Origin of the sequence: Pseudomonas rhizosphaerae (assembly GCF_000761155.1) — a bacterium.
In the GTDB taxonomy this organism is placed as follows: domain Bacteria; phylum Pseudomonadota; class Gammaproteobacteria; order Pseudomonadales; family Pseudomonadaceae; genus Aquipseudomonas; species Aquipseudomonas rhizosphaerae.
Map to the genome: position 1 here is coordinate 1,996,904 of NZ_CP009533.1, position 17,357 is coordinate 2,014,260.

At 63.0% G+C, this 17,357-nt stretch carries 14 protein-coding genes and 1 other RNA gene; 13 read left to right on the top strand and 2 right to left on the bottom strand.

Features of this window, described 5'->3' with window-relative positions:
* Positions 1-138 precede the first annotated feature (138 nt).
* Positions 139-2,481 carry an NAD-dependent DNA ligase LigA gene (gene ligA, locus LT40_RS08995; protein ID WP_043189068.1) on the top strand — a complete coding sequence of 781 codons (2,343 nt, stop codon included), beginning with the start codon at positions 139-141 and terminating at the stop codon, positions 2,479-2,481.
* A gap of 555 nt (positions 2,482-3,036) precedes the next feature.
* Positions 3,037-4,203, top strand: coding sequence for a zinc-binding metallopeptidase family protein (locus LT40_RS09000; protein ID WP_043189071.1), 1,167 nt, complete (start codon positions 3,037-3,039; stop codon positions 4,201-4,203).
* A 279-nt stretch (positions 4,204-4,482) separates the two neighbouring features.
* Here LT40_RS09000 and LT40_RS09005 read toward each other — a convergent pair whose 3' ends face one another.
* Positions 4,483-4,965 carry a GNAT family N-acetyltransferase gene (locus LT40_RS09005; RefSeq protein ID WP_043189073.1) on the bottom strand — a complete coding sequence of 161 codons (483 nt, stop codon included), beginning with the start codon at positions 4,963-4,965 and terminating at the stop codon, positions 4,483-4,485.
* A 227-nt stretch (positions 4,966-5,192) separates the two neighbouring features.
* Here LT40_RS09005 and ffs point away from each other — a divergent pair.
* From ffs to LT40_RS09040, 7 genes are all read left to right on the top strand, one after another.
* An RNA gene (ffs, locus tag LT40_RS21220) (signal recognition particle sRNA small type) lies at positions 5,193-5,289 on the top strand.
* A gap of 203 nt (positions 5,290-5,492) precedes the next feature.
* Positions 5,493-6,989, top strand: coding sequence for a DNA polymerase III subunit gamma/tau (dnaX, locus tag LT40_RS21850; protein WP_420329677.1), 1,497 nt, complete (start codon positions 5,493-5,495; stop codon positions 6,987-6,989).
* 34 nt (positions 6,990-7,023) lie between these two features.
* A complete protein-coding gene (locus LT40_RS22030; protein WP_043189076.1) occupies positions 7,024-7,746 on the top strand; it encodes a DNA polymerase III subunit gamma/tau C-terminal domain-containing protein in 723 nt (240 codons plus the stop codon).
* A 74-nt stretch (positions 7,747-7,820) separates the two neighbouring features.
* Positions 7,821-8,147: a YbaB/EbfC family nucleoid-associated protein gene (locus LT40_RS09020; RefSeq protein ID WP_043189078.1), complete on the top strand. Its 327-nt coding sequence runs from the start codon at positions 7,821-7,823 to the stop codon at positions 8,145-8,147.
* A 450-nt stretch (positions 8,148-8,597) separates the two neighbouring features.
* The gene (locus LT40_RS09030; protein ID WP_043189084.1) at positions 8,598-9,632 is read left to right on the top strand and encodes an NADP-dependent oxidoreductase; all 1,035 of its coding nucleotides are present in this window, start codon (positions 8,598-8,600) and stop codon (positions 9,630-9,632) included.
* 65 nt (positions 9,633-9,697) lie between these two features.
* Positions 9,698-10,300 carry a recombination mediator RecR gene (gene recR, locus LT40_RS09035; RefSeq protein ID WP_043189087.1) on the top strand — a complete coding sequence of 201 codons (603 nt, stop codon included), beginning with the start codon at positions 9,698-9,700 and terminating at the stop codon, positions 10,298-10,300.
* Positions 10,301-10,588: 288 nt separating this feature from the next.
* Positions 10,589-11,467, top strand: a complete 879-nt coding sequence (locus LT40_RS09040) for a PhzF family phenazine biosynthesis protein (RefSeq protein ID WP_043193511.1) — start codon at positions 10,589-10,591, stop codon at positions 11,465-11,467.
* Between the two features lie 18 nt (positions 11,468-11,485).
* Here LT40_RS09040 and LT40_RS09045 read toward each other — a convergent pair whose 3' ends face one another.
* Positions 11,486-11,815, bottom strand: coding sequence for a YceK/YidQ family lipoprotein (locus LT40_RS09045; RefSeq protein WP_043189089.1), 330 nt, complete (start codon positions 11,813-11,815; stop codon positions 11,486-11,488).
* 372 nt (positions 11,816-12,187) lie between these two features.
* Here LT40_RS09045 and rfbB point away from each other — a divergent pair, with 372 nt between their 5' ends.
* From rfbB to LT40_RS09065, 4 genes are all read left to right on the top strand, one after another.
* Complete coding sequence (gene rfbB, locus LT40_RS09050) at positions 12,188-13,258, top strand: dTDP-glucose 4,6-dehydratase (protein ID WP_043193512.1); 1,071 nt, start codon at positions 12,188-12,190, stop codon at positions 13,256-13,258.
* The gene (rfbD, locus tag LT40_RS09055; RefSeq protein WP_043189091.1) at positions 13,255-14,151 is read left to right on the top strand and encodes a dTDP-4-dehydrorhamnose reductase; all 897 of its coding nucleotides are present in this window, start codon (positions 13,255-13,257) and stop codon (positions 14,149-14,151) included. Before rfbB ends, rfbD begins: the two co-directional genes overlap by 4 nt.
* Positions 14,152-14,408: 257 nt before the next feature.
* Complete coding sequence (locus LT40_RS09060; RefSeq protein WP_043189094.1) at positions 14,409-15,854, top strand: mannose-1-phosphate guanylyltransferase/mannose-6-phosphate isomerase; 1,446 nt, start codon at positions 14,409-14,411, stop codon at positions 15,852-15,854.
* Between the two features lie 141 nt (positions 15,855-15,995).
* Positions 15,996-17,357, top strand: a complete 1,362-nt coding sequence (locus LT40_RS09065) for a phosphohexomutase domain-containing protein (protein ID WP_043189096.1) — start codon at positions 15,996-15,998, stop codon at positions 17,355-17,357.

Genomic DNA, 17,357 nt, shown 5'->3' on the forward strand with positions numbered 1-17,357 from the left:
CCGCTCCCACAGATGACATCATGATGGGAGCGCGATGTCTGTGGGAGCGGGCAGTGCCCGCGAAGGGCGCGCTGCGGTGGGCCTGATTCAACCCAAGAGCAGCCCAGGCTGCTCTTTTGCTTCAAGCGAGAACCGATCATGACCGACGCCACCCGTATCCTCGAACTGCGTGCCGAACTCGACCAGCACAACTACCGCTACCACGTGCTCGACGAACCCAGCATTCCCGACGCCGAATACGACCGTCTGTTCCGCGAGCTCAAAGCCCTTGAAGCCGACCACCCCAACCTCATCACTCCCGACTCGCCCACCCAGCGCGTCGGCAATGCGGCCTTGAGCGCATTCACCCAGGTTCGTCACGAAATCCCCATGCTCAGCCTGGGCAACGCCTTCGAAGAAGTTGATCTGCGCGAATTCGACCGTCGCGTCACCGAAGGCCTCGACCTGCCCACTGGCGATCTGTTCGGCAGCGGCGCCGCCATCCACTACAGTTGCGAACCCAAGCTCGACGGCCTGGCCGTGTCGCTGCTGTACCAGGACGGCGCCCTTGTGCGTGGCGCGACCCGCGGCGATGGCACCACCGGCGAAGACATCAGCGTCAACGTGCGTACCATTCGCAACGTCCCGCTCAAGCTGCACGGCAGCGGCTGGCCGCCGGTGCTGGAAGTGCGCGGCGAGGTGTTCATGTCCAAGGCCGGTTTCGAACGGCTCAACGCAAGTCAGATGGAAGTCGGCGGCAAAACCTTCGCCAATCCGCGCAACGCCGCGGCCGGCAGTCTGCGCCAGTTGGACTCGAAGATCACCGCCAGCCGTCCCCTGGAATTCTGCTGCTACGGCATCGGTCAGGTCACCCAGGACATTGCCACCACCCACACCGGCAACCTCGAACAGCTCAAGCAGTGGGGCATGCCGATCAGTCGCGAACTCAAGGTCGCCGAGAACATCGAGCAGTGCCTGGAGTACTACCACGACATCGGCGCGCGCCGTACCCAGCTGCCCTATGAAATCGACGGCGTGGTGTTCAAGGTCAACAGCCTGGCAGCGCAGCGCGAACTCGGTTTCCGCGCCCGCGAGCCGCGCTGGGCCATCGCCCACAAGTTTCCGGCCATGGAAGAGCTCACCGAACTGCTCGACGTGGAGTTCCAGGTCGGCCGCACCGGCGCCGTCACGCCTGTGGCGCGCCTCAAGCCGGTCAAGGTGGCCGGTGTGACGGTGGCCAACGCCACCCTGCACAACATGGACGAGGTGGCACGCCTGGGCCTGATGATCGGCGACACCGTGATCATCCGCCGCGCCGGCGACGTAATTCCCCAGGTCATGCAGGTCGTCACCGAACGCCGTCCGGAAAACGCCCGCCTAGTGCACGTGCCGGAAACCTGCCCGGTGTGCGGTTCCCATGTCGAGCGCACGCAGTTGATCAAGCGCAGCAAAGGCAAGCAGACCGTCAGTGAAGGTGCGGTGTATCGCTGCGTCGGACGCCTGGCCTGTGGTGCTCAGCTCAAGCAGGCGATCATTCATTTCGTTTCCCGGCGTGCCATGGACATCGACGGCCTGGGTGAAAAAAGCGTCGAGCAACTGGTTGATGAAGGCTTGGTGAGCTCGCCGGCCGACCTCTACACCCTGCAGTTCGACGACGTGGTCAAACTGGAAGGTTTCGCCGAGGTGTCCAGCAACAACCTGCTCAAGGCCATCGAAGACAGCAAGCGACCCAGCCTGGCGCGGTTCATCTACGCCCTGGGCATTCCGGACGTAGGCGAGGAGACGGCGAAAGTACTGGCGCGTTCGTTAGGTTCGCTGCAACGCGTCAGCGAGGCGTTGCCGCAGGTGCTGACCTACCTGCCGGACGTCGGCCTGGAAGTGGCCTTCGAAATCCACAGCTTCTTCGAGGACCCGCACAACCGCACCGTCATCCAGCAACTGCTCGAACGCGGCCTGCAGTTGCAGGAGGAGGGCGAGGTGCACCCCGAGTACGCCGCCAGTACGACCCTGGCCGGGATGATCGCCAAACTGGACATCAGCTCGGTAGGCCCGACCGGCGCGGAAAAGCTCGTGGCCAAACTCGGCAGCCTGAACGCGATCATCGCCGCCGACGGCATCGACCTGCGCCAGGCACTCAACACTCGGCAGGCAGAAGCGGTGCGCGAGTACTTCAAGCAACCGCACCACGCCGAGACGGCGAGGGCGGTAGAAGCGCAACTGCAGGCGTTCGGTATGCACTGGGCCAGCGAGAAGAAGGCCGTCGAAGGCCTGCCGCTGGCAGGGCAGACCTGGGTGCTGACCGGCTCGCTCGAACAGATGAGCCGTGACGAAGCCAAGCAGAAACTCGAAGCCCTCGGTGCCAAGGTATCAGGCTCGGTCTCCGCCAAGACCCACACCGTCGTCGCCGGCCCCGGCGCCGGCTCCAAGCTGGCCAAGGCCAGCGAACTGGGCATCAAGGTCCTCGACGAAGAGCAATTCCTGAAGTTCCTGGCATCGATGTAACATCATGACATAAAAGGCGCATCCCCACCCCGATGCGCCTGATGCACCCAAGTTCTGTAACATCATGACGCATCGGCATTGTCATCATATCCCAACCTACTGAGCCCCCTGTAGCAGCGGCGCGAGCCGCGTCCGGCACACCGCGTTCACCCTGACACACCGAAACCACCCCCAACCGCGTCCAGCCACCCCACGCTTATCCTGATGCACCGCGTGTACCGCCGACGCGGCTCGCGCCGCTGCTACAAATACCCCCAGCCGCGCCGGGCTGCACCGCGTTTATCCTGATGCACCGCGTGCGCCGCCGACGCGGCTCGCGCCGCTGCTACATGCGCCACAAAACTACTGTAGCAGCGGCGCAAGCCGCGTCCGGCCACACCGCCTTTCCCCCTGACAGATCGCGCCCGACTGCACCGCATTTGTCCTGGTGCACCGCGTGTGCCGCCGACGCGGCTCGTGCTTAACCTCTCATCTGCTTTTCATCCAACCAACATCGCAAATGAAACCTTTTTCATAGCCGCAAGCTCTAGTCATGGCAGGCCACTGGAGATCGCCATGTACCGTTTTTTCGAACAGCTCAGCACCCGAATCACCGCCCCATTTACCAAGCCAGACAATCGCCACAGCAAGGTATGGGAATGCACCTGCGGACAGTCGATCTTCTTCCGCAACAGCCAGTGCCTGGCCTGCCACGCGCTACTGGGCTACTGGCCAGCCAAGAACGTGCTGTCCACACTCGACGCAGGTCCCGAAGCAGGCAGCTGGCGCTTGCACGCCGCCCCGGACGCCGGGCTGTTTCGCCGCTGCGCCAACCTCGACACTCCGGCAGCCTGCAACTGGCTGGTCCCGGCAGAGCAGGGCGCCGCAGCCCTGTGCACCGCGTGCAGCCTGAACCGCACCATCCCCGACCTCAGCGTCCCGGAAAACCCCGAACACTGGCGCAAAGTCGAAACCGCCAAGCGCCGCCTGATCGCCCAGCTGATCAATCTGGGCCTGCCGGTGATCGCCAAGACCGAAGACGAAGCCACGGGCCTCGCGTTCGACTTCATCGGCACCGACCTCAACGGCAATGCGCCTACCACTGGCCATGCCAACGGTCTGGTGACTCTGGACATCAAGGAAGCGGATGACGCCCACCGGGAAAAGGTTCGCGTGCAGATGCGCGAGCCATACCGCACGCTGCTCGGACATTTCCGACATGAAGTAGGCCACTACTACTGGGACCGGCTGATCGCCGACACCCACTGGGTTGCCGACTATCGTCGTTTGTTCGGCGACGAAAGCCAAAGTTACGCCGACGCCTTGCAGCGCCACTACGACCAGGGTGCCCCGGCCGACTGGCAGCAGAACTTCGTCAGTGCCTACGCCACCATGCACCCTTGGGAAGATTGGGCCGAAACCTGGGCGCACTACTTGCACATGATGGACGCCGTAGACACCGCGCTAGGCTTCGGCATGAGTGCGAAGGAAATGGACTTGGACTACACGCCGTTCCCATTGACCACTTTGTACGATCCGGACCACACCAGCGGCCCGGCATTCCTTGCATTCGTCAACGCCTGGATCGAACTGGCGGGCATGCTCAACGAGCTGTCACGCGCCATGGGTCAGCCCGATTTCTACCCCTTCGTGCTGCCCCCGGCCGTGATCGCCAAGCTCCACTTCATCCACGTCGTCGTCCAGGAAGCCGGCGGCCGCGCCGACGACGTCCTTCAGGTGTGACCTACACTTCATGAGCAAGCCCCTCCCTGTGTGGGAGCTGGCCACTGTGGGAGCGGGCTCTGCCCGCGAAGAGGCCCTCCCAGTCACCCCCCAGTATAGGAACGGGCCACTGTGGAAGCCCCCCACTGTGGAAGCGGGCTCTGCCCGCGAAGACGCCCTCCCAGTCACCTTCTTATCCAAAACCTGCATCGCCCATCCGGACATCTTCGCGGGCAGAGCCCGCTCCTCACAGTAAGTCATTCCCACAGGGGCTCACTCCCACATTTCGCCGGAATCCCCCTACAGCACCAACACAAACCTGCGCTCATAACCAATCCGGCCACGGTAAGCCTCACCGCGGTCCACCCACCCCAGCGCCTTGTACAAACCCATGCCTGCCACATTGTCGGCATCCACCGACAGCTCCAGCTGCTGCACACCCGGCCATGCTCCCCGCGCGGCATCGGGCAAGCCTTCAAGGCACGCACGTCCCAACCCTCGGCCCTGCATGCGCCAATCCACCTGCAACGCATGCAGCGTCGCTGACCCTGGATGGGCCCATTCCGGCACGTAGCGTCCATGCTTGAGCAACAGGAACGCCTTCGGCACCTCATCCACCAGCAGGGCGAAACCCTGTATCTCGCCGTCCATGCAGCCCAGCAGGGTATACATCGCCATGTCCACATCTCCGGAGTACTGCTTCTGCTCCGGGCGAATTTCGATATCCATCAATTGCTGCAATTGCGCAGGCGACAAGTAGGGGTAGGGCGTCAGAACGTTCATTGCAGGCAACCGGGCAGGGGAAATGCGGCGACGTTACCAATTCACATGCCTGCTGTCGCTTATCCTGCGCGTACGCCGGCAGCACAGGCTTCAAACACCCAGCCGGCCATCCGCGCCAAGTCCCTGACAGCCCTCGAAATTTTATCTCGCGCAACGGGTTGTAACTTCCGTCAGGACCGGTACAATGGCCCCCGCTCGCTACCTAGCGAGTGTCGTTATGGTGACCCTGCCGGTCCCCCCGCAACGATTACCCGTGAACCTGGTCAGATCCGGAAGGAAGCAGCCACAGCGGGAACATTGTGTGCCGGGGTGTGGCTGGTAGGGTTGCCACCTCTTCCAGAATTCGTCATTGCACGGGTTCGCAGCATCACCCCTCCCAAGTCTATGTTCATGCGATCAATCGCCATCGCCCACTTTCGCCTGCGTTTCTACAAGCCAACGCAGCAATAGAGCAGGGCGCGGATGCAATTTTGGCCCTGCTCCATTAGCATTGGCGGTCTTCCGCTTTCATGTCGCGACGGTTTTCGATGAGTTATCAGGTTCTTGCACGTAAATGGCGTCCGCGCTCGTTCCGCGAAATGGTCGGCCAGACCCATGTGCTCAAGGCATTGATCAATGCGCTGGACAACCAGCGGCTGCATCACGCCTACCTGTTCACCGGTACCCGGGGCGTGGGCAAGACCACTATCGCGCGGATCATCGCCAAGTGCGTCAACTGCGAGACGGGCATCACCTCCACGCCGTGCGGCGAATGCTCGGTCTGCCGCGAGATCGACGAGGGGCGCTTCGTCGACCTGATCGAGATCGACGCGGCCAGCCGGACCAAGGTCGAAGACACCCGCGAACTGCTCGACAACGTCCAGTACGCTCCCAGCCGCGGGCGCTTCAAGGTCTACCTGATCGACGAAGTGCACATGCTGTCCAGCCACTCTTTCAACGCGCTGCTGAAAACGCTGGAAGAGCCGCCGCCCTACGTCAAGTTCATTCTCGCCACCACCGATCCGCAGAAACTGCCGGCGACCATCCTGTCGCGCTGCCTGCAGTTTTCGTTGAAGAACATGACCCCGGAGCGGGTGGTCGAGCACTTGAACCATGTGCTGGGCGTCGAGAACGTGCCGTTCGAAGACGACGCGCTGTGGCTGCTGGGCCGCGCGGCCGATGGCTCGATGCGCGATGCCATGAGCCTGACCGACCAGGCCATCGCGTTCGGTGAAGGCAAGGTGTTGGCCGCCGATGTGCGAGCGATGCTTGGCACCCTGGACCACGGTCAGGTGTATGGCGTGTTGCAGGCACTGCTCGATGGCGATGCCCGTGCGCTGCTCGAAGCGGTACGCCATCTGGCAGAGCAGGGGCCGGACTGGAACGGTGTGCTGGCCGAAATGCTCAACGTGCTGCACCGCGTGGCCATCGCCCAGGCGCTGCCCGAGGCGGTGGACAACGGCCAGGGTGACCGCGATCGCGTGTTGGCGCTGGCCCAGGCACTGCCGGCCGAAGATGTGCAGTTCTACTACCAGATGGGCCTGATCGGCCGCCGCGACCTGCCTTTGGCCCCGGAGCTGCGAGGCGGCTTCGAGATGGTGCTGCTGCGCATGCTCGCGTTCCGCCCGGCAGGCACCAGCGACGGACCCGATCAACCACTAAAGACAGTGGGGATCAGCCAAGCCACAGTTGATTCCACCCAACCCGTGGCCGCCTTGCCCCCTGTAGGAGCGGTCATCGGCCGCGAAGAATCCCCTGCGGATAACCAGACAAACCGCGTCGCCTCCTTCGCGGGCAGAGCCCGCTCCCACAGTTTGATCGCAGCGGAACAACCCCCCGCAGATCAAAAGACAGACCACCCCCACAGCCGGCCTCCAGCGGAGCAGCCCCCTGTGGGAGCGGGCTCTGCCCGCGAAGAATCCCCGCAGATCAAAAGACAGACCACCCCCACAGCCCGCCTCCAGCGGAACAGCCCCCTGTGGGAGCGGCTCTGCCCGCGAAGAAGCCGCCGCGCAGCCCCAGGCAGCCCCCGAACCCATCATTGACCTGCCCTGGAACGATCCAGTTGCACCCGCCGTCGTGCCCACCCAGGAACCCATCCTCGACATCGTCGGCGAGCAGCCCGCATTGACCCCAATGCCAGCGCCTACACCCGCCAGCGCCGTCCCCGATGCCCCTGAAACCGAGCCGGAGCCTTCCGAAGACGACGCCGAACCTGTCGACTACACCCCAGCCGGCATGGACCGCGACGACGAGCCGCCACTGGACGAAGACTACTACGCCCCGGAAACCGACGGCGCCGCCTACAGCTACCTCGACGAGCTCGCCAGCGAGACTGTCCACGATGCGCCGGTCGAGGCCGAACCCGAGGTGCTGCCCGCCGCGCAGCCAGCCACCGGCCTGGCCCTGCAATGGCTCGAACTGTTCCCGAAGCTGCCGATTTCAGGCATGACCGGCAGCATCGCCGCCAACTGCACCCTGATCGCCATGGAGGGCGACGACTGGCTGCTGCACCTGGACCCGGCGCAAAGCGCGCTGTTCAACAGCACCCAGCAGCGCCGCCTGAACGACGCGCTCAACCAGTACCACGGGCGCCCGATCAGCCTGACCATCGAGCTGATCCGTCCGGAACAGGAAACCCCGGCTCAGGCCGCTGCGCGCTGGCGTGCCAATCGCCAGGCCGATGCCGAGCAGTCGATTCACCAGGACCCGTACATTCAACAAATGCTGCAACAGTTCGGTGCCATCATTCGCGACGATACGATTGAACCAGTCGAGGCGGTGGCCAGCCCAACGCGTTAAGCACCCGACCCAATCCCGCGCAAGACGCCTCCGGCGCTGCGCGTTCATACCCATTGACCCTTGAGGTGAACCCCATGATGAAAGGTGGCATGGCCGGCCTGATGAAGCAGGCCCAGCAGATGCAGGAAAAAATGGCTCAGATGCAGGAAGAGCTGGCCAAGGCCGAAGTAACCGGCCAGTCGGGCGCAGGCCTGGTGAGCGTAGTGATGACCGGACGTCACGACGTCAAGCGCGTCAGCCTCGATGACAGCCTGATGCAGGAAGACAAGGACGTTCTGGAAGACCTCATCGCCGCCGCCGTCAACGACGCCGTCCGCAAGATCGAGGCCAACAGCCAGGACAAGATGTCCGGCATGACCTCCGGTATGCAACTCCCGCCAGGCTTCAAGATGCCGTTCTAAACCCCAAATGCCAGGCCCTCAGCCTGGCATTTTTTTGCGCCGCTCATTCCCCGTAGGAGCGGTCATCGGCCGCGAAAGGCAGACCCCGGTCCACCAGCAAGACCGCGTAATCCCCTTCGCGGCCACTGACCGCTCCCACGACGCCAAGCCCCCAGCCCCGGACTTTTAGCCTCCCACATTCCCCGTAGGAGCGGTCATCGGCCGCGAAAGCCGGACCCCGGTCCACCAGCAAGACCGCGTAATCCCCTTCGCGGCCACTGACCGCTCCCACGACGCCAAGCCCCAGCCTCGGACTTTTAGCCTCCCACATTCCCCGTAGGAGCGGTCATCGGCCGCGAAAGCCGCGCTACGGTCTCCAGCCAAGCCTCGTCTCTGAAAGGGCCCAGTTGAACATCCCCCCACCCCCCGCTGTCCTTTTCCTATAGCCACTTGCTCAAGGAATACCCCGCAATGTCCCAAGACCTGACCCTCAACCAGCGCTTCGTCCTCGCGTCCCGCCCAACCGGCGCGCCGACGCCGGAAAATTTCCGCCTGGAGCGCGAAGCATTGCCGGATCTCGAGGACGGCCAAGTCCTGCTGCGCACCCTCTACCTGTCACTCGACCCCTACATGCGTGGCCGCATGAGCGACGCGCCGTCCTACGCGGCGCCGGTTGAAATCGACGAGGTCATGACCGGCGGCACCGTCAGCCGTGTGGAAACCTCCAAGCATCCAAAATTCCGCGAAGGCGATCTGGTCGTCGGCATGACCGGTTGGCAAACCCACTGCATCTCCGATGGCAGTAACCTCACGCCGCTGCCTGCCGGCATCCCCAGCCCGTCCATGGCGCTCGGCGTCCTCGGCATGCCTGGCATGACTGCCTACATGGGCCTGACCCACATCGGCCAGCCCAAGGAAGGCGAAACCCTCGTCGTCGCTGCAGCTTCCGGCGCGGTTGGTTCGGTAGTAGGGCAGGTGGGCAAGATCAAGGGCCTCAAGGTCGTCGGTATCGCCGGCGGTCCGGACAAGTGCCGCTATGTCGTCGAGGAGCTGGGCTTCGACGCCTGCGTCGACCACAAGAGCGACACCTTCGCCGAAGACCTGGCCAAGGCCTGCGATCAGGGCATCGACATCTACTTCGAGAACGTCGGCGGTAAAGTCTTCGACGCGGTCATGCCCCTGCTCAACGCCCGTGCGCGCATCCCGGTCTGTGGCCTGATCGCCGGCTACAACGCCACCGATCTGCCGGAAGGCCCCGACCGTTTCGCGCTGCTGCCGCGCACCTTGCTCACCAAGCGCATCCGCATGCAGGGCTTCATCGTGTTCGACGATTTCGGCGATCGCCACGCCGAATTCTTCTCGGCCATGGTGCCGTGGGTTCGCGACGGCAAGATCAAGTTCCGTGAAGACGTGGTGGAAGGTCTGGAGCGCGCGCCAGAAGCTTTCATCGGGCTGCTGCAAGGGCATAACTTCGGCAAGCTGGTGGTCAAGGTTTCCGAGGTCTGATCATTTGACGTGGTCCGGAGGCGCGGGTATAAACCGCGTCTCGTCGTCATTCCAGGCCGCCTTCCATGAGCTTCAGCCCACTGATCCGTCAACTGATCGACAGCTTGCGCACCCTGCCCGGCGTCGGTCAGAAATCCGCCCAGCGCATGGCCTTGCAGCTGCTCGAGCGCGACCGCAGCGGCGGTAGCCGGTTGGCCCAAGCCTTGAGTCAGGCCATGGAAGGCGTTGGCCATTGCCGCCAGTGCCGTACCCTCACCGAAGAAGAACTCTGCCCGCAATGCGCTGACCCGCGCCGCGACGACACGTTGCTGTGCGTGGTGGAAGGGCCAATGGACGTCTATGCTGTGGAGCAGACCGGCTACCGCGGCCGCTATTTCGTCCTCAAGGGGCATTTGTCGCCGCTCGATGGCTTGGGCCCGGAGGCAATCGGCATTCCACAGCTGATGGCACGCATAGACGAGCAGGGCACCTTCGCCGAAGTGATCCTGGCCACCAACCCGACCGTGGAAGGCGAAGCCACTGCACATTACATCGCTCAGCTGCTGGCGAAAAAAGGTCTGATAGCTTCGCGTATTGCCCACGGCGTGCCATTGGGTGGCGAATTGGAGTTGGTAGACGGCGGCACCCTGGCCCATTCTTTCGCTGGCCGCAGACCAATCACCTTGTAACCGGTTACCATAGCCCCCGTAGCAGCGGCGCAAGCCGCGTCGGCGGCACACGCGGTGGACCGGAACAACCGCAGTGCTGCCGGACGCGGCTCGCGCCGCTGCTACAGAAACTGGGTCGCTGGCAGGCACATTCACCAGGCTCCCACGATCCCCGTAGCAGCGGCGCAAGCCGCGTCGGCGGTATACGCGGTAGGCCTGAACAAACGCGGTGCTGCCGGACGCGGCTTGCGCCGCTGCTACAAAAATTACAGCGTCATTGCCTTCACACATTCACCTTCAGGGCCGACCATGCACCGCTTAGCGTTCAAGCAAGTCGACGTCTTCACCCACCAGCGCTTCAAGGGCAACCCGCTGGCGGTCATTCTGAAGGCCGAAAGCCTGACCCGCGAACAGATGCAGCAAATCGCCCACTGGAACAACCTGTCCGAAACCACCTTCGTGCTGCCTGCCACGCGCCCCGAAGCGGACTACCGCGTCCGCATCTTCACCCCCAGTTCCGAGCTGCCGTTCGCCGGCCATGCCACCATTGGCTCCGCCCACGCCTTGATGGAAGCCGGCCTCATCGAGCCCCGCAACGGCAGGCTGGTGCAAGAGTGCCCCGTGGGCCTCATCAACGTCGACGTCACCAGTCAGCCCGATGGCTCGCGGCTGATCACTTTCGAGCTGCCACCCGCAACGATCCAGCCGGTCAACGACAGCGATTATCGCGAACTGCAGGCCGTGCTGGGTGTGAGCGTGGTGCGCGATCGCCGGCCGTGCTTCGTGACGGTGGGTCCGCGCTGGCTGGTGGTGCAGCTGCGCGACGCGCAAACGGTACTGGCCGTGATACCAGACCTGGCGCGCATGGCCATCAACGACCACCGCACCAGCACCACGGGCGTTGTGATTTTCGGCCCGCACCCTGAAGGCAGCAATGAACACATCGAGGTGCGTACCTTTGCACCCACGTGCGGCATCGTCGAGGACGCGGCTTGTGGCAGCGGCGGCGGGGCGGTAGCAGCCTTCATTCGTGCCACGGGCCAGACCGCCTCGTTCGGTTCGCAAATACGTATCGCCCAAGGCGCCGCCCTGGGGCGCGCCGGCAAGCTGCACCTGTCGATCAGCGATGAATCGATCAAGGTCAGCGGTGCCTGTGTCACCTGCCTTGATGGCTTTCTCAAACCCTAGCCAGCACCAAGGCAGACCTCAGCGGCCCACCACCTCGATGCCGCCATCGGTATGTTGCCGATACAGCGTGTATGGCAGCATCAACGTATCGAACACCGCCGAGACGGCCATATCCACCGCCACAAAACCTAGCTGCGCTCCGTCTCGCGTCTGTCCCGGCCTGGCCTCCTTCCCATGCAGGAGGCAGAAGTCGTACACCACGCCGCTGTACACCCGAGGCACCGCAGCGCAGAACGATTCCGCTTCCTTGAGGTTGTCACTGGTCACCACGTCGTCGCGAAACACCGTATTGATCGTGCCGCAACCGGCCAGCAATCCCGCGAGTAACACACCTACCACTGCTTTCATGCGTACCACTCCTTGTGTGAGGTCGGCACTATACCGGTTCTCCATGCCGGCTTCGCCCTGCGCCAAATGTGCCTTTCGTCAGATGAAGGGAACTGTCATTTACGAAAACGCAAAATGCGTTGTCCATTGCCTCGCCGAATCGAGCCGCCATATCAGGTAAGTGCGCTGAAGGGAGCTCTAGTTACCTCCCGTAACATCTTTTTTCGCAGTCTGTACAACGGGCGTTACAACCTTCGCTGCTGGCCTGAAAGTCCCGTCGGGACACACCCTGGGTGGTTTGGTATGATCCGGCCTTTGAACATTTTGCATACGTCGGGCGCATCCTGAATCGATCCAGCGCGCCCCATCTTCAACTCGATGGTGTTGTTTAACGTGAAAATCCTTGTAACCGGTGGTGCAGGCTTCATTGGCTCGGCAGTGATTCGCCATATTCTGGCGAATACCGACGACGCGGTGGTCAATGTCGATAAACTGACCTACGCCGGTAATCTGGATTCGCTTATGGGCAGTGAGCGCACCCCGCGCTACGCCTTCGAGCACGTCGACATCTGCGATCGCGCGCAAATGGATCGCGTGTTCGCCGAGCACCGGCCGGATCGGGTCATGCACCTGGCCGCCGAGTCCCATGTCGACCGTTCTATCACCGGGCCTGCTGCCTTCGTCGAAACCAATGTCATCGGCACCTACACGCTGCTCGAGGCCTCCCGCCAATACTGGTCGCAGCTCGATGCCGAGAAACAGGCCGCATTTCGCTTTCACCACATCTCCACCGATGAAGTGTATGGCGACCTCGAAGGTCCCGAAGACCTGTTCACCGAAACCACACCTTACCAGCCCAGCTCGCCGTATTCCGCGAGCAAGGCCAGCTCCGATCACCTGGTCCGCGCCTGGCAGCGCACGTACGGCTTGCCGACGCTGATCACCAACTGTTCGAACAACTATGGGCCGTGCCATTTCCCGGAAAAACTCATTCCGTTGATCATCCTCAATGCCCTGGAAGGCAAAGCGTTGCCCATTTATGGCAAAGGTAATCAAATCCGCGACTGGCTGTATGTCGAAGACCACGCACGTGCGCTGTATCGAGTAGTGACCGAAGGCGAGGTAGGGGAGACCTACAACATCGGCGGTCACAACGAGAAACAGAACATCGAAGTCGTGCACACGGTCTGCGCCTTGCTCGACGAACTCTGCCCGCAGTCCCCCCATCGTCCTCATGCGCAGTTGATCACCCACGTACAAGATCGCCCCGGCCATGACGTTCGCTACGCCATCGACGCCAGCAAGATCCAGCGCGAGCTGGGCTGGACGCCGGTAGAAACGTTCGAGTCGGGTATCCGCAAGACCGTGCAGTGGTATCTGGATAATCCCGAATGGGTGAACCGCGTGAAGAGCGGCGCCTACCAGCAATGGATCGATACGAATTATCAAGGGCGTGAACTGTGAAAATATTGCTCCTGGGTAAGAACGGTCAGGTGGGTTGGGAGCTGCAGCGTGCGTTGGCGCCGCTGGGCAATGTTGTCGCGCTGGGCAGGAACATCGATGAAGCCGGTCTGTGTGGCGACCTGGCGGCACTGGAGGGCTTGGCCGACACGGTTCGGCGTATCGCGCCGGACGTGATCGTCAACGCCGCCGCGTACACCGCCGTCGACAAGGCCGAAACCGAAAAGGACACCGCCGACCTGATCAATCACCGGGCCAGCGGCATGCTCGCCCGCGAAGCGCTCGAGCTGGACGCCTGGCTGGTGCATTACTCCACCGACTACGTGTTCGACGGCACGGGCGACAAGCCCTGGCTCGAAACCGACACCACGGTGCCGGTCAACTACTACGGTGCCAGTAAGCTGGCCGGCGAAGAAGCCATTCGACAGTCCGGCTGCAAGCACCTGATCTTCCGCACCAGCTGGGTCTACGCAGCACGGGGCAACAATTTCGCCAAGACCATGCTGCGCCTGGCCAAGGATCGCAAGAGCCTGAGCGTCATCAGCGACCAGATCGGCGCACCCACCGGTGCCGAGCTGCTGGCCGACGTCGTTGCGCATGCCATTCCCATGGCCGTGGCCAGCCCGGATCTCGCGGGCACCTACCACCTGGCGGCCACCGGTGAAACGTCCTGGCACGCTTTTGCCAAACTGGTCATCGAGAACGCCCGCCGCCAAGGCACCAAGCTGGCCGTGGAAGCGGTCGAGGCCATTCCCACTAGCGCCTACCCGACGCCCGCGCGGCGCCCGCTGAATTCGCGCCTCGACACCACCAAGCTGACCGAGCGTTTCGGCCTGACGCTGCCGCACTGGGAAGTGGGCGTGAAGCGCATGCTGGCTGAAATCAGCACCAAGTGATGGCCGCTGAACTAGTGACCCACGCCGAGTGTCCAAGCGCGAACGATTTGCGCTTGGCCCCATATTTCCTGATATTCTAGCCGCCACTTCCTTGACTCATCAGCAGCGAGCGGTTTTAGGGGTTTGACGTATAAGTTGTCTGCGGCGCAGGGAGCCGCGAGATCTTCGATACGCCGGGGTGGTGCACCCCATGTACAGATGGTCTACAGATCGATTTCACAGTGCCGCTACACCGGCAAACAAAGGATCCAATACGCATGAACCTGATCCCCGTTATTCTTTCCGGCGGCGTTGGCAGCCGGTTGTGGCCCGTTTCCCGCGAGGCCCATCCCAAGCCCTTCATGGCGCTGCCCGACGGCCAGAACCTGATTCAAAAAACCTTCCTGCGCGCCGCCAAGCTCGAAGGCGTGTCCGAAGTGCTGACCGTCACCAACCGCGAACTGCTGTTCAAGACCGAAGACGAATACCGCACCGTCAACAAGACCGGCCACGCCCAGGGCTTCATCCTCGAGCCGTTCGGCCGCAACACCGCCGCCGCCGTTGCCATGGCCGCGCTGCAACTCAATGACTCCCACGGCCCCGACGCCCACATGCTGGTGCTGGCAGCCGACCACCTGATCCAGAACGAAGCCGCATTCGCCGCGGCCGTCGCCAAGGCCGTGAAGCTGTCGGCCGATGGCTGGCTGGTCACCTTCGGCATTCAGCCCCAGTACCCTGAAACCGGTTTTGGCTACATCGAAGCCGGCGTCGGCACCGGCCTGGACGGCACCTTGAAAGTCGCCCGTTTCGTCGAAAAGCCGGACCTGGAAACCGCCAAGGGCTATGTGGCCGCCGGCAACTACTTCTGGAACTCGGGCATGTTCTGCTTCAAGGTCGGCAGCGTCCTGGAAGAGCTGAAAAAGCACGCACCGGACGTGCTGGCCGCCGCCGCGGCCGTCAAGGACGCCTCGCGCCTGACCGAAGCGCCGAACTACCGCTGCCTGGCCCTGGACGCTGATGCGTTCGCCCAGGTTCCGGACATTTCGGTCGACTACGCCCTGATGGAGCGCTCGGACAAGGTCGCCACCGTGCCGTGCGACATTGGCTGGAGCGACATCGGTTCGTGGAACGCCGTCAGCGAGCTGACCGAAGCCGACGCCCAGGGCAACCGCTTCGAAGGCGAAGTGCTTTCGCACAACGCCCGCAACAACTTCGTCCACAGTGAAGACCGCCTGACCGCGCTGGTTGGCGTCGACGACCTGCTGGTCATCGACACCCCTGACGCCCTCATGATCAGCCACAAAGATCACTGCCAGGACGTCAAGCACATCGTCGGCCAGCTCAAGGCCAGCGGTCACCACCTGCACAAGCTGCACCGCACCGTGCACCGTCCATGGGGTACCTACACCACCCTGGAAGAGGGCGAGCGCTTCAAGATCAAGCGCATCGTGGTCAAGCCGCAGGCGTCGCTGTCGCTGCAGATGCACCACCACCGCAGCGAACACTGGATCGTGGTCAGCGGCATGGCCGTCGTCGTCAACGACGACCGCGAGCTGATGCTCAACACCAACGAATCGACGTTCATTCGTGCCGGCCACCAGCATCGCCTGAAAAATCCGGGCGTGATCGACCTGGTCCTGATCGAAGTGCAAAGCGGCGACTACCTCGGTGAGGACGACATCGTCCGTTTCGAAGACGTCTACGGCCGCGTTGACAAGGCCTGATCGATATCCCCCGCATCGGCCTCTGCGCGTGCTTGAAACACATGCGCAGGGGCCGAACCGCGCTGGTCGTTCGTCAGCGACCGTCCAATCTACCGACGTCCGCACTGATTGCGCGTCGGCCACATAGAGCGAGCGATTGCCATGTATCCCCCTCTCCAGACCCGTTGCTTCAAGGCCTATGACATCCGCGGCCAAGTCCCTGCCGACCTCAATGACGACATCGCCTACCGCATCGGCCGCGCGCTGGTGTCCGAGCTGCACGGCAAAGCCTATGTGGTCGGGCGCGACATGCGCCTGGAAAGCCCAAGCCTGGCCGCTGCCCTGATCAAGGGCCTGACCGAGGCGGGCGCCGATGTGCTCGACCTGGGCCTGTGCGGCACCGAAGAAGTCTACTTCGCCACCAGCCACCTCAAGGCTGACGGCGGCATCATGATCACCGCCAGCCATAACCCCAAGGGTTACAACGGCATGAAGCTGGTGCGCGAGCACTCCAAGCCGATCAGCGGCGACACTGGCCTGGATGCCATCCGTGCCCGGGTCGAAGCGGGTAACTTCGACGAAAAGGCAGCCACCGCTGGCCACGTTCGCGAAGTGTTCGACAAGAGCGCCTACATCGAGCACCTGCTGACCTACATCGACGTCAACTCGCTCAAGCCCCTCAAGGTGCTGGCCGACCCAGGCAACGGTGCCGTTGGCCCGACCATCGAACTGCTCAAGGCCAAGCTGCCGCTGGAACTGATCGTCATCAACGGCGAGCCAGACGGCAACTTCCCCAACGGCGTGCCCAACCCGCTGCTGCCGGAAAACCGCGAGCTGACCCGCAAGGCCCTGCTGGAAAACGGCGCCGACATGGGTATCGCCTGGGACGGCGACTTCGACCGCTGCTTCTTCTTCGACGACAAGGGCCGCTTCATTGAGGGCTACTACCTGGTTGGCCTGCTGGCTGAAATGCTGCTGAAGAAACACCCCGGCAGCAAGATCATCCACGACCCGCGCCTGACCTGGAACACCATCGAGCAGGTGGAAGCCGCTGGTGGCGTCGCCATCCAGAGCAAGACCGGCCACGCCTTCATCAAGGAGCGCATGCGCGCCGAAGACGCCGTGTACGGCGGCGAGATGAGCGCCCACCACTATTTCCGCGACTTCGCCTACTGCGACAGCGGTAACATCCCGTGGCTGCTGGTCGCCGAGCTGATGAGCGTCACCGGCAAGACCCTCGCCCAGTTGGTGGACGAGCGCATCGAAGCCTTCCCGTGCAGCGGCGAGATCAACTACGAAGTCGCCGACGTCAAAGGCTCGATCGAGAAGATCCTGGCGTTCTACACCGCCGAGAACCCCAGCGTCGACCGCACCGACGGCATCAGCGTCGAGTTCGCCGACTGGCGCTTCAGCCTGCGGGGTTCGAACACCGAGCCATTGCTGCGCCTGAACGTGGAAAGCCGCGGCAGCGAAGAATTGGTGGCTCAGCGTGTCGCTGAGATTGAGCGTTTGATCAAAGGATAA